Raw genomic sequence first — 14,272 nt, forward strand, 5'->3', positions numbered from 1 at the left:
TCACAGGACACCGCCGACCCCGCCGCGCGGCGCACCGTGCCGCTCGGGAGAAGCGTGCCGCTGACTTCGTCTCACGCCAGGGTCCGGGGAATCCCTAGTCTTCGCCCGAGAGCGGGGGTTTTCGGTGCCGTTCGGGCACGGTCAGGCGCCGAACGGAGAGATTCCTTAGGGAAAAGTACAGCCTTCGCGCCCCTACGATCCGGCAGGCAGAGGTGGCCACAGGACCGACTTTTCCGCAGGGGTGAGCGAGGCATGACGATCGGAGCCGACGAGGACCCGGTGGTGGTCGTCGGAATGGCCTGCCGCTTTCCGGGCGGCGTCGAGGGACCCGAGGACCTGTGGGAACTGGTCCGTGCCGGCCGCGACGCCACCGGGCCGTTCCCCGGCGACCGCGGCTGGGACCTGGCCGCCCTGACCGGTGACGGGCCCGGCCACAGCGTGACCCACCGAGGCGGATTCCTCGCCGCGGCCGCCGACTTCGACGCCGGCTTCTTCGGGATGTCGCCCCGCGAGGCCGTCTCCACCGACCCGCAGCAGCGGCTCGTCCTGGAGACCTCCTGGGAGGCCCTGGAACACGCCGGCATCGACCCCCACACCCTGCGGGGCACCCGCACCGGCGTCTTCGTCGGCACCAACGGCCAGGACTACGCGGCCGTCACCAACACCTCCTCCGAGGACCTCACCGGACACGCCCTCACCGGCCTGTCGCCGAGCATCGCCTCCGGGCGGCTCGCCTACTTCCTCGGCCTCGAAGGACCCGCCGTCACCCTCGACACGGCGTCCTCCTCGTCCCTGGTCGCCCTCCACTACGCGCTGCGCTCGCTGCGGTCGGGGGAGTGCGCCACCGCCCTGGCCGGCGGCGTCACCGTGATGTCCACGCCGGTCGGGTTCATCGCCTACACCCGGCAGGGCGGACTCGCCGCCGACGGCCGCTGCAAGGTCTTCTCCGACGACGCCGACGGCACCACCTGGGCGGAGGGCGCCGGCATGGTCGTGCTGGAGCGCCTGTCCACCGCCCGCGCCGCCGGGCACCGGGTGCTCGCCGTGCTGCGCGGCACCGCCGTCAACCAGGACGGCGCCTCCGGCGGCCTCACCGCCCCCAGCGGACCGGCCCAGGAACGCGTCGTCCGCGAGGCCCTCGCCGACGCCGGACTCGATCCCGCCGACATCGACCTCGTCGAGGCCCACGGCACCGGCACCCGGCTCGGCGACCCCGTCGAGGCCCGGGCCCTGATCGCCACCTACGGCCAGGACCGCGACGGCGGACAGCCGCTGCGCCTCGGCTCCCTGAAGTCGAACATCGGGCACGCGCAGGCCGCCGCCGGCATCGGCGGACTCATCAAGGCCGTCCAGGCGATGCGCCACGGCCTGATGCCGCGGACCCTGAACGTCTCCGCCCCCACCCGGCACGTCGACTGGCCGGCCGGCGCCGTCGAACTCCTCACCGAGGCCCTGCCCTGGCCCGGCACCGGCCGCCCGCGCCGGGCCGCCGTCTCCTCCTTCGGCATCAGCGGCACGAACGCACACGTCATCGTGGAGGAAGCACCGGCGACCGAGCCCGCCACCGCTGTCCCCGCCGGGCCCGTCGGTCGCCGAACCGCCTCGGCCGCCGAGCCCGCCGAGCGGCGCGCTGCCCCCGCCGGGGAGCCCGCCGGCACCTCCGCCGTCGTCGCCGTTGACGCCGGGTTCGCCGACCGTTCCGGCGTCTCCGCCGCCGAGCCTGCCCGCCGAGGCGCGGCCTCGGCCGCCGAGCGGCCCGCGACCTCGGCCATCGACTCCGTCGCGCGGCGCGCTGCCCCCGCAGGGAAGCCCGCCGGCACCTCCGCCGTCGTCGCCGTTGACGCCGGGTCCGTCGACCGCCCCGGCGCCTCGGCCGCCGAGCCCGCCGCTCAACTCGCCGCCCCCACCGCCCTCGTGCCCGCGGCCGACGCCGTCGCGTGGCCGGTGTCCGGGGCCTCTCCGGAGGCCCTCGACGCCCAGATCGACCGCCTCACCTCCTTCGTCCGGGACCACCCCGGTCTCGACCCGCTGGACGTCGGCCACTCCCTGGCCACCGGCCGGGCCGCGCTGCGCCACCGCGCGGTCCTCACGCCGTCCGGCGACGGCGTCGTGGAGCGCGCCCGTGGTGAGGCCGCCCCCCGTAGCACCGCCGTCCTGTTCTCGGGACAGGGCTCCCAGCGGCTCGGCATGGGCCGTGAACTCGCTGCCCGCTTCCCGGTGTTCGCCGAGGCCCTGGAGACCGTCCTGGCCGCCCTGGACCCCGAGATGGAGCGTCCGGTGCGGTCCGTGATGTGGGGCGAGGACCCCGCCGAACTCGACCGCACCGGGTGGACCCAGCCCGCGCTGTTCGCCTTCGAGGTCGCCCTCTACCGGCTCGCCGAGTCCTTCGGACTGCGCCCCGACGCCGTCGGCGGCCACTCCGTCGGCGAGATCACCGCCGCGCACGTCGCCGGGGCGCTGTCGCTGGCGGACGCCTGCCGGCTGGTCGCCGCCCGCGCCACCCTGATGCAGGCGCTGCCCGCCGGCGGCGCCATGTCCGCCGTCGAGGCGGCCGAGGACGAGGTCCTCCCGCTGCTCGGCGGCGACGTCTCGCTCGCCGCCGTCAACGGCCCCACCGCGGTCGTCGTCTCCGGCACCGAGGACGCCGTGGAGCGGGTCGCCGCCCACTTCGCCGCCCAGGGCCGCCGCACCAGCCGCCTCGCGGTCTCGCACGCCTTCCACTCCCCGCTCATGGAGCCGATGCTCGACGCCTTCCGGGACGTCGTCGCCCAGCTCACCTTCCACGAGCCGACGCTGCCGGTCATGTCCAACCTCACCGGTGAACTGGCCGGTGCCGAGATCGCCACCCCCGAGTACTGGGTACGGCACGTACGCGGCACCGTCCGCTTCGCCGACGGCGTGACGGCCCTGCGTGAGCACGGCACCGACCTGCTGATCGAGCTGGGACCCGGCAGCGTCCTCACCGCCCTCGCCCGCACCGTCCTCGGCCCGGACACCCCGGTCGACGCCGTCCCCACCCTCCGCAAGGACCAGCCCGAGGAGACGGCCCTCACCGCCGCGCTCGGCCGGCTCTACGTCCTCGGCGTGCCCGTCGACTGGTCCGCCCTCTACACCGGCACCGGAGCCCGCCGCACCGACCTGCCGACGTACGCCTTCCAGCGCGCCCGGCACTGGCCCGCCCCGGCCCGGCCCGGCGCCATCGTCCCCGCGGGCGGCGGCCACCCGATGCTCGGCCCGGCCGTCGAACTCGCCGACGGCGGCACGGTGTCCGTCGCGACGCTCTCCGTCGCCACCCACCCCTGGCTCGCCGACCACGCCGTCGCCGGACGCGTCCTGCTGCCCGCCGCGGTGTTCGTGGAACTCGCCGTCCGCGCGGGCGACGACACCGGATGCGACGTCCTGCACGAACTCGCCCTGGTCGAGGCGCCCGTCCTGCACAGCGGTGACACCCTGAACCTCCAGGTCCGGGTCGGCTCCGCCGACGAGGCCGGCCGGCGCACCGTCACCGTCCACTCCCGGCCGGGCAGCACTCCCACCGAGCCCTGGACCCAGCGGGCCGGCGGCCTCCTCGGCACCGCGCCCGGCACCGCCGCGGCCCCCGACACCTCCTTCGCGACCGCCTGGCCCCCGCCGGGCGCCGAACCCCTCGACCTCGACGACCACTACGAGCGGCTCGTCGACGACGGCCTCGACCTCGGACCCGCCTTCCGCGGCCTGCGCGCCGCCTGGCACCACGACGGGGCGGTCCTCGCCGAGGTCGAACTCCCGGCCGGCACCACCGACGGCCCCGACGCCTACGGGGTGCACCCCGCGCTCCTCGACGCCGTCCGGCACGCCGCCCTCACCACGACCGGCACGCTCCCCGTCGCCTGGCGCGGGGTCCGGCTGCACGCCGTCGGCGCCACCGCCCTGCGGGTGCGGATCGGCTCCGCCGACGACGGCGCCCTGACCCTGACCGCCGCCGACGTCACCGGCGCCCCGGTGCTCACCGCCGACGCCGTCGTCGTACGGCAGCTCACCGAGCAGGAGCGCACCGCCCCCAGGCCGCCCACACGCACCCGGATCCAGAACACCGCGGCCCCGCGCCCCACCCGGCCCGTCGCCGCCGTACCCGGCGCCGCCCCCGCCGAGCCGTCCGCCGCCCCGGCGCCCGACACCTTCGCGGCCGAGATGGCGGCCCTGGCACCGGCCGAGCGCGAACGCCGGCTCATCGGCCTGGTGCGGACCCAGGCGGCGGCGGTCCTCGGCCATCTGGGCCCGGACGCGGTCGGACCCCGCGCGGTGTTCAAGGAACTGGGCTTCGACTCGCTGGCCGGCGTGGAACTCGGCGACCGCCTCACCGCGCTGACCGGACTGCGGCTGCCGGCCACCCTCGTCTTCAACTTCCCCACCCCCGAACGCGCCGCCCGGCGCATCGGGGAACTCCTCGTCGCGTCCGGCTCCCCGCCGCAGGGATCGTGCGACGACGAACTCACCAGGTTCGAGGCCGTCGTACGGACCCTGCCGGACGACGACCCCGAACGCCGGGCCGTCGCCGACCGCCTGGACGCACTCGTCGCCTCGCTCCGCCGGAACTCCGCCCCGCGGGAGGACTTCTCCGACGAGGACATCGGCTCGGTGTCGGTCGACAGGCTGCTCGACATCATCGATGAAGAGTTCGAAACCACATAGCGGATTCCCAGCTTTCGTTCGCGACCCGATGACGAGGACGGACTCGATGCCGGAACCCCAGCAGAACCAGCAGGAAAAAGTTGTCGACTACCTTCGCCGGGTCACCAACGATCTGCGACGCGCCCGCCGCCGTATAGGCGAGTTGGAATCCCGCGACAACGAGCCCGTCGCGATCGTCGGAATGAGCTGCCGGCTGCCCGGCGGAGTGAGCTCGCCGGAATCCCTGTGGGAACTCGTGGAATCCGGCGGGGACGCCATTTCCGGATTTCCCGCCGACCGCGGCTGGGACATCGAGGCGCTCACCGGAAACGGTGAGGGAAGCAGTTCCACACACGAAGGCGGATTCCTCTACGAGGCCACCGACTTCGACGCCGGGTTCTTCGGCATATCGCCGCGTGAGGCGACCGCCATGGACCCGCAGCAGCGCCTGCTGCTCGAAGTCTCCTGGGAGGCCCTGGAGCGGGCCGGTATCGCCCCCACCTCCCTGCGCGGCAGCTCGACCGGCGTGTTCGTGGGCTCCTACCACTGGGGCGCCCCCTCCGCGGACACCGCCGCCGAACTCCACGGTCACGCCCTGACCGGCACCGCCGCCAGCGTGCTGTCCGGCCGTCTCTCCTACGTCTACGGTCTGGAGGGCCCGGCGGTCACCGTCGACACCGCGTGCTCCTCCTCCCTCGTCGCCCTGCACATGGCGGCCCGGTCGCTGCGCAGCGGGGAGTCCTCGCTCGCCGTCGTCGGCGGCGTCACCATCCTCGCCGAGCCGTCCGTCTTCGTGGAGTTCAGCGCCCAGGGCGGCCTGGCCCCCGACGGCCGCTGCAAGGCGTTCTCCGACGAGGCCGACGGCACCGGCTGGGGCGAGGGCGTCGGTGTCCTCGTCGTCGAACGGCTCTCCGACGCCGTCCGCAACGGCCACCCCGTGCTCGCCGTGCTGCGCGGCTCCGCCGTCAACCAGGACGGCGCCTCCAACGGCCTGACCGCCCCCAACGGCCGCGCCCAGGAACAGGTCATCCGCCAGGCCCTGGGCAACTGCGGCCTCACCGGCGCCGACGTCGACGCCGTCGAGGCGCACGGCACCGGCACCCGCCTCGGCGACCCCATCGAGGCCCAGGCCCTGCTCGCCACCTACGGCCAGGAGCACGGCCCCGAACAGCCCCTGTGGCTGGGCTCGCTGAAGTCCAACATCGGCCACACCCAGGCCGCCGCGGGTGTCGCGGGCGTCATCAAGATGGTCATGGCGCTGCGTCACGGCGTGCTGCCCCGGACCCTGCACGCCGCGTCACCCTCCACCCACGTCGACTGGGAGTCGGGGCATGTCCGCCTCCTGGGCGAGGCCACCGTCTGGCCGGAGACCGGCCGTCCGCGCCGGGCCGCCGTGTCCTCGTTCGGCATCAGCGGCACCAACGCCCACGCCGTACTGGAACAGGCCCCCGTGCCCGCCGAGGACGCCGGGGCCGAGGACACCCCGCAGCGGCCGGCCGTCGTGCCGGGCGCGCTGCCGTGGCTGCTCTCCGCCCAATCCGAGCAGGCGCTCCGCGACCAGGCCGCCGCCCTCGTCACCCGCCTCGACGCCGACACCGAGCCACGTCCCCAGGACGTCGGCCACAGCCTGCTCTCCTCCCGGGCCCTGCTGGAGCGCCGGGCCGTCGTCGTCGCGGCCGGCCGCGACGACCTGCTCGCCGGCAGCCGCGCGCTGGCCGAGGGCCAGTCCTGGAGCGGACTCGTCGAGGGCGCCGCCGACGTCGAGGGCCGCACGGTCTTCGTGTTCCCCGGTCAGGGCTCGCAGTGGGTGGGCATGGGTGCGCAACTCCTGGACGAGTCGCCGGTGTTCGCGGAGCGGATCGCCGAGTGTGCCGCCGCGCTCGCCGAGTTCACCGACTGGAACCTGATCGACGTGCTGCGGGGCGTGGCGGGCGCGCCGACGCTGGAGCGCGTGGATGTGGTCCAGCCGGCGTCGTTCGCGGTGATGGTGTCGCTGGCGGCGGTGTGGCGTGCGCAGGGTGTGGAGCCGGACGCGGTGGTGGGTCACTCGCAGGGTGAGATCGCCGCTGCCGTGGTGTCCGGTGCGTTGTCGCTGCGTGACGGTGCCCGGGTGGTGGCGCTGCGGAGCCAGGCCATCGGGCGCAGTCTCGCGGGCCGGGGCGGGATGATGTCGGTGGCGCTGCCGGTCGCCGATGTGGAGGCCCGTTTGGAGGCGTTCGGGGGGCGGGTGTCCGTCGCCGCCGAGAACGGCCCCCGTTCCTGCGTGGTCTCCGGCGAACCCGGCGTCCTGGACGAGCTGTCCGACCTGCTCACCGCCGAGGACGTGCGCGTGCGCCGCGTCCCCGTGGACTACGCCTCGCACTCCCACCACGTCGAGGACCTGCACGACGAGATCCTGGAGTTGCTGGCGGAGGTCGCGCCGGTCGCGTCCGAGATCCCGCTGCTCTCCACGGTCACCGGCGACTGGCTCGACACCACCGTCATGGATGCCGGTTACTGGTACCGCAGCCTGCGCGGCCGGGTCCTGTTCGCCGACGCCGTGCGCGGTCTGCTCGCCGCCGAGCACCGCGCCTTCATCGAGGTCAGCTCCCACCCCGTGCTGTCGATGTCCGTCCAGGACATGATCGACGACGCCGGCGTGGTGGGCGTGGCCTCCGGCACCCTGCGCCGCGACAACGGCGGTCTGGACCGCTTCCTGCTGTCCGCCGCCGAGGTGTGCGTCCGCGGCGTCGACGTCGACTGGGCCGCCCTGTTCGAGGGGACCGGTGCCTCCCGTGTCGACCTGCCCACCTACGCCTTCCAGCACGAGCGCTACTGGATCAGCCGTGCCGTCGTGGACCGTTCGGCCACCGCACCGATGGACGCCGAGTTCTGGGCGGCCGTCGAGCAGGCGGACGTCTCCGCCCTCACCGAAGCGCTCGGCACGGACGAGGAGTCCGTCGCCGCGATCCTCTCCGGCCTCGCCTCCTGGCGCCGCACGCGCGGCGAGCGCTCCACCCTCGACTCCTGGCGCTACCGGGTCACCTGGGAGCCGCTGGCCCGGGTCCCCCGCGCCACCCTCGACGGCACCTGGCTGCTGGTCACCACCGACGGCGTCGACGACACCGACGTCGCCGAGGCGCTGGAAGCGGGCGGCGCCCAGGTGCGCCGTCTCGTCCTCGACGAGACCTGCACCGACCCCGCCGTCCTGCGTGAGCGTCTGACCGACACCGACGGCCTCACTGGCATCGTCTCCGTCCTCGCCGACGCCGAACAGGACTCCGCCCGCCACGCCGGACTGACCCTCGGACTCGCGCTGTCCGTGTCGCTGGCGCAGGCCCTCGGCGAGGCCGGCGTCCGCGCCCCGCTGTGGTTCCTGACCCGAGGCGCCTTCTCCACCGGCCCGTCCGACCCCGTCACCCGGCCGCTGCAGAGCCAGGTCGCCGGTCTCGGCTGGACCGTCGCCGTCGAACACCCCCACCGCTGGGGCGGCGTCATCGACCTGCCCGGCATCCTCGACACCCGCACCGCCCAGCGGCTCGCCGCCGCTCTCGCCGGCGCGCTCGGCGACGACGACCAGCTCGCCATCCGGCCCGCCGGCGTCCTCGCCCGCCGCGTCATCCGCGCGAGCGGCGACACCCGCCGCAGGACCCGCTCCTGGACACCGCGCGGCACCACCCTCGTCACCGGCGGCTCCGGCACCCTCGCCCCCGGACTCGCCCGGCACCTGTCCGCCCACGGCGCCGAGCACCTCGTACTGCTCAGCCGTCGCGGCGCCGACGCCCCCGGCGCGGCCGAACTCGCCGCCGAACTCGAAGCGGCGGGCACCGAGACGCAGTTCGCGGCCTGCGACATCACCGACCGCGACGCGGTCGCCGCCCTCCTCGACGGCCTGAACGCCGAGGGCCGCACCGTCCGCACGGTCGTGCACACCGCCGCCGTCATCGAACTGTCCGCCCTCGCCGACACCACCGTCGACGCGTTCGCCGAGGTCGTGCACGCCAAGGTCACCGGCGCCCGGATCCTCGACGAACTCCTCGACGACGAGGAGCTGGACGACTTCGTCCTCTACTCCTCCACCGCCGGCATGTGGGGCAGCGGCGTGCACGCCGCGTACGTGGCGGGCAACGCCTACCTGTCCGCGCTCGCCGAACAGCGCCGCGCCCGCGGCGCCCGCGCCACCTCCATCCACTGGGGCAAGTGGCCCGACGACCTCGAACGCGAGCTGGCCGACCCCCACCAGATCCGCCGCAGCGGCCTGGAGTACCTCGACCCGGAGCTGGCGCTGACCGCCCTCCAGCGCGTCATGGAGGACGACGAGACCGTCATCGGCCTCATGGACATCGACTGGGGCACGTACCACGACGTCTTCACCGCGGGACGCCCCTCGCATCTGTTCGACCGGATCCCCGAGGTCGCGCGGCTGCTGGCCGACCGGGCCGCGCCCGCCGCGACGGCCACCGCCACCAGCGGCCTGGCCGCCCGCCTCCAGGGTGTGTCCGCCGCCGAGCAGGACCGGATCGCGCTCGCCCTGGTCCGCGAGGAGACCTCCGCCGTCCTCGGCCACGCCTCCGCCGACACCGTCCCGGAGCGCCGCGCCTTCCGCGACATCGGCTTCGACTCGGTGACCGCCGTCGACCTGCGCAACCGCCTCGTCGCCGCGACCGGGCTCACCCTGCCGTCCACCATGGTCTTCGACCACCCGAACGCGGTCGCGCTCGCCACCTTCCTCAAGTCCACCGCGCTCGGCACCACCGGCACGGCCGGCGACCGGCCCGCCGCCGCGGTCGCCGGCGCCGACGACGACCCGATCGTCATCGTCGGCATGAGCTGCCGCTTCCCCGGCGGCGCGAGCACCCCGGAGGAGCTGCTGCGGCTCGCCCTCGACGGCGCCGACGCCATCTCCGAGTTCCCCGCCGGACGCGGCTGGGACGCCCACGGCCTCTACGACCCCGACCCCGACCGGCAGGGCCGCACCTACTCCGTGCACGGCGGGTTCCTGCACGAGGCGGCCGGCTTCGACCCCGGGTTCTTCGGCATCTCGCCCCGCGAGGCCCTGTCGATGGACCCGCAGCAGCGGCTGCTCCTCGAAACCTCCTGGGAGGTCCTGGAGCGGGCCGGCATCGACCCCGAGTCGCTGCGCTCCAGCGCCACCGGCACCTTCTTCGGCGCCAGCTACCAGGACTACTCCAGCAGCGTCCAGAACGGCACCGAGGGCACCGAGGTGCACATGATGACCGGCACCGCGGCCAGTGTGCTGTCCGGCCGTGTCTCCTACCTGCTCGGACTCGAAGGCCCGGCGGTCACCGTCGACACCGCCTGCTCCTCCTCCCTGGTCGCGATGCACCTGGCCTGCCAGTCCCTGCGCAGCGGCGAGAGCAGCCTCGCCCTGGCCGGCGGCGCCGCCGTCATGGCCACCCCGCACGCGTTCGTCGGCTTCAGCCGGCAGCGGGCGCTGGCCAAGAACGGCCGCTGCAAGCCGTTCGCGGAGGCCGCCGACGGCATGACCCTCGCCGAGGGCGTCGGCGTCGTCCTGCTGGAGAAGCTCTCCGACGCCCGCCGCCACGGCCACCGGGTCCTCGCCGTCGTCCGCGGCTCCGCCATCAACCAGGACGGCGCCTCCAACGGCCTGACCGCCCCCAACGGCGTCTCCCAGCAGCGCGTCATCCGCCAGGCCCTCGCCAACGCCGGACTCGGCACCGACGACATCGACGTGGTCGAGGCGCACGGCACCGGCACCAAGCTCGGCGACCCCATCGAGGCCGGCGCCCTGCTCGCCACGTACGGCCAGGGCCGCGACGGCGGAGCGCCGCTGCTGCTGGGCTCGGTGAAGTCCAACATCGGCCACACCCAGGCCGCCGCGGGCGTCGCCGGCGTCATCAAGATGGTGATGGCCATGCAGGCCGGCGAACTGCCCGGCACCCTGCACGTCGACGAGCCCTCCAGCCACGTCGACTGGACCTCCGGCGCCGTCACCCTGCTGCGCGAGCGCACCGCCTGGCCCGCCGCCGAGGACCGCCCCCGCCGGGCCGGTGTCTCCTCCTTCGGCATCAGCGGCACCAACGCCCACCTCCTCCTGGAGCAGGCCCCGCCCGCCGAGGAGTCCGTCGAGGAGCCGGCCGAGGACCCCGAGGACGCCCCGCTCGTCCCCTGGCCGCTGTCCGCCAAGTCCGCGCGGGCGCTGCGCGAGCAGGCGTCCCGGCTGCTGACCGCGACGGCCGGCGCCACCGCCACGCCCGCCCGCGTCGGACACGCCCTGGCCACCACCCGGACCGCCTTCGACCACCGCGCCGTCGTCCTCGGCAGCCGGCCCGAGGACTTCGCCCGCGGCCTGGAAGCCGTGGTGTCCTCCGCGTCCGCCCCCGGCGTCGTCACCGGCACCGCAGGACCGGACTCCACGGGACCCGTCTTCGTCTACCCGGGCCAGGGCTCCCAGTGGTGGGGGATGGGCCGGGAACTCCTCGCCACCTCCGAGGTGTTCCGCACCGCCGTCGACGACTGCGCCGCGGCGCTCGCCCCGTACACCGACTGGTCCCTGCACGAGGTGCTGTCCGGCGAGGGCGACCCGGAGCTGATGGAGCGCGTGGACGTGGTCCAGCCCGCCCTGTTCTCGATGATGGTCGCGCTCACCGCGCTGTGGCGGGCGCACGGCGTGGAACCGGCCGCCGTGGTCGGCCACTCGCAGGGCGAGATCGCCGCCGCCTGCGTCGCCGGGGCGCTCAGCCTCGAGGACGCCGCCCTCGTCGTGGCGCTGCGCAGCCAGGCCCTGCCCCAGCTGTCCGGGCTCGGCGGCATGATGTCCGTCTCCGCGCCCGCCGAACGCGTCACCGAACTCCTCGGACCCTGGGGCGAGGCGCTGTCCATCGCCGCCGTCAACGGCCCCTCCTCGGTGATCGTCTCCGGCGACGCCGACGCCCTCGACGAACTCCTCGGAACCTGCCGCGAGCAGAACGTACGCGCCCGCAGGGTGTCCGTGGACTACGCCTCGCACGGCCGGCACGTCGAGGCCGTGCGCGACGAACTCGCCCGCGTCCTGGCCCCCGTCAGCCCCCGCACCCCCGAGGTGCCGTTCTACTCGACCGTCACCGGCGCCCGGCTCGACGAGGCGGCCTTCGACGGCTCCTACTGGTACACCAACCTGCGGCGGACGGTGCTGATGGAGGACGCCACCCGCGCCCTCATCGCCGCCGGTCACCGGGTGTTCGTGGAGATCAGCCCGCACCCGGTGCTGGCCGCCCCGATCCAGGAGACGCAGGAGAGTCTTCAGCCGGAGGTGGCCGAAACCGGTGCCGTCCTCGGCACGCTGCGCCGCGACGACGGCGACCGCCGCCGGTTCCTCACCTCGCTCGCCGAGGCGCACACCCACGGCATCGCCGTCGACTGGACCACCGTCCTCGACCGCCCCGCGTACGCGCCGGTCGACCTGCCGACCTACCCTTTCCAGCGGCAGGACTTCTGGCCCGAGCCGAAGGCCGCCGCCGCCTCGGGCACCGCCGACGCCTCCGACGCCGCCTTCTGGGAACTGGTCGAGCACCAGGACCTCGCCGCGCTCGCCGGTGAACTCGGCCTCCCCGCCGACGACGGCGCCGCCCGGCTCGGCGACGTACTGCCCGCGCTGTCCGCCTGGCGCACCCGCTCCCTCACCCGCTCCCGCGTGGACGCCCTGCGCTACCACGTCGAGTGGAACCGCGCCGCCGAACCCGGCACGGCCCGGCCCGCCGGGCGGCTGCTTGCGGTGATCTCGCCGGACCACGCGGGCGCCCCCTGGGTCGCCTCCGTCCTCGACGCGCTCGGCCCGGACACCGTCCTCTTCGAGGCCAAGGGCACCGACCGCGCCGCCTGGGCCGCGCAGCTCGCTCAACTCGACGAGGACGAGGGCGAGTTCCATGCCGTGGTCTCGCTGCTCGCCGCCGCCGAGGCACTCCACACCGACTTCGGATCCGTGCCCCTGGGCCTCGCCCAGACCCTCGCCCTCGTCCAGGCCCTCGGCGACGCGGGGCTCACCGCGCCCCTGTGGTGCCTGACCCGGGGCGGTGTCGCCGCCGGCCGCGGCGACGTCCTCAGCAGCCCCGAGCAGGGCGCGTTGTGGGGCCTGGGCCGTGTCATCGGCCTCGAACACCCCGACCGGTGGGGCGGTCTCGTCGACCTGCCGGAGACGCTCGACACCCGGGCCGCCGCCCGGCTCACCGGACTGCTCGCCGACGCGGGCGGCGAGGACCAGCTCGCGATCCGCGGCTCCGGCGTCCTCGCCCGCCGCCTCGCCCACGCCGCCCCGGCCGTACCCGGCTCGGGGAAGCGCCCGCCGGTCCGCGGCTCCGTCCTCGTCACCGGCGGCACCGGTGGCATCGGCGGCCGGGTCGCCCGCCGTCTCGCCGAACAGGGCGCCGCACACCTGGTGCTGACCAGCCGGCGCGGCGCCGACGCCCCGGGAGCGGCCGAACTCCGCGCCGAACTGGAGCAGCTGGGCGCCCGGGTGACCATCGCCGCGTGCGACGCCGCCGACCGGGACGCGCTCGCCGCGCTCCTGGCCGGCCTGCCCGAGGACGCGCCGCTCACCGCCCTCTTCCACTCCGCCGGTGTCGCCCACGGCGACGCCCCGGTCGCCGACCTGACGCTCGACCAGCTCGACGCGCTGATGCGCGCCAAGCTGACCGCCGCCCGGCACCTGCACGAGCTGACCGCCGACCTCGACCTGGACGCGTTCGTTCTGTTCTCGTCCGGCGCCGCGGTCTGGGGCAGCGGCGGCCAGCCCGGCTACGCCGCCGCCAACGCCTACCTCGACGCCCTCGCCGAGCACCGCAGGTCCCTCGGTCTGACCGCCTCGTCGGTCGCCTGGGGCACCTGGGGCGAGGTCGGCATGGCGACCGACCCCGAGGTCCACGACCGGCTCGTCCGCCAGGGCGTCCTGGCCATGGAACCGGCCCACGCGCTGGGCGCGCTCGACCGGATGCTTCAGGACGACGACACCGCGCTCGCCGTCACCCTGATGGACTGGGAGCTGTTCGCGCCCGCCTTCACCGCGAACCGCCCCAGCGCCCTGCTGAGCACCGTTCCGGAGGCCGTCTCGGCCCTCAGCGACGAGGGCCCGGCCGACGGCGGCGCCGACACGGCCGTACCGCCGCTGCGCGCCCGCCTGGACGGGCTGCCCACCGCCGAACGCGGCCGGGCCCTCGTCGAAGCCGTCCGCGCCGAGGCGTCCGCGACCCTCGGCCACGACAGCCCCGACGCGGTGCCCGCCTCCCGCGCCTTCCGCGACGTCGGCTTCGACTCCGTCACCGCCGTCGAACTGCGCAACCGGCTCCGCTCCGCCCTCGGGCTGCCCCTGCCGGCCGCCCTGGTCTTCGACTACCCGACCCCCGCGGCCCTCGCCCAGCACATCGGTTCGCTGCTCTACGGCACCGCACCCGATGACGCGGACACCGGCCGCGCCGACGACCCCGACGCCCGCATCCGCGAGGCCCTGGCCACCGTCCCGATCGGACGGCTGCGCAAGGCGGGCCTCCTCGACATGGTGCTGAAACTCGCCGAGTCCGACGACGTTGAGGACAGCGCCCCCGCCACGGACGACACGGCGGACTCCCTCGACGACATGGACGCCGAAGAGCTGCTGCGGCTGGCCGCCCAGAACTCGGCGAACTGAAAG

1 protein-coding gene and 1 pseudogene are annotated in these 14,272 nt (G+C 75.1%); both read left to right on the forward strand.

The window, feature by feature from the left end; all coding sequences use genetic code 11:
• Nucleotides 1-267: 267 nt before the first annotated feature.
• Nucleotides 268-4,671 (forward strand): annotated as a pseudogene (locus ACIQMV_RS37200) (beta-ketoacyl synthase N-terminal-like domain-containing protein); the annotation flags it as partial.
• A gap of 46 nt (nt 4,672-4,717) precedes the next feature.
• On the forward strand, nt 4,718-14,269 hold the full coding sequence (locus tag ACIQMV_RS37205; RefSeq protein ID WP_402597508.1) for a type I polyketide synthase: 9,552 nt from the start codon (nt 4,718-4,720) through the stop codon (nt 14,267-14,269).
• Nucleotides 14,270-14,272 lie beyond the last annotated feature (3 nt).

It is taken from the genome of Streptomyces sp. NPDC091412 (genome assembly GCF_044756885.1).
In the GTDB taxonomy this organism is placed as follows: Bacteria; Actinomycetota; Actinomycetes; order Streptomycetales; family Streptomycetaceae; genus Streptomyces.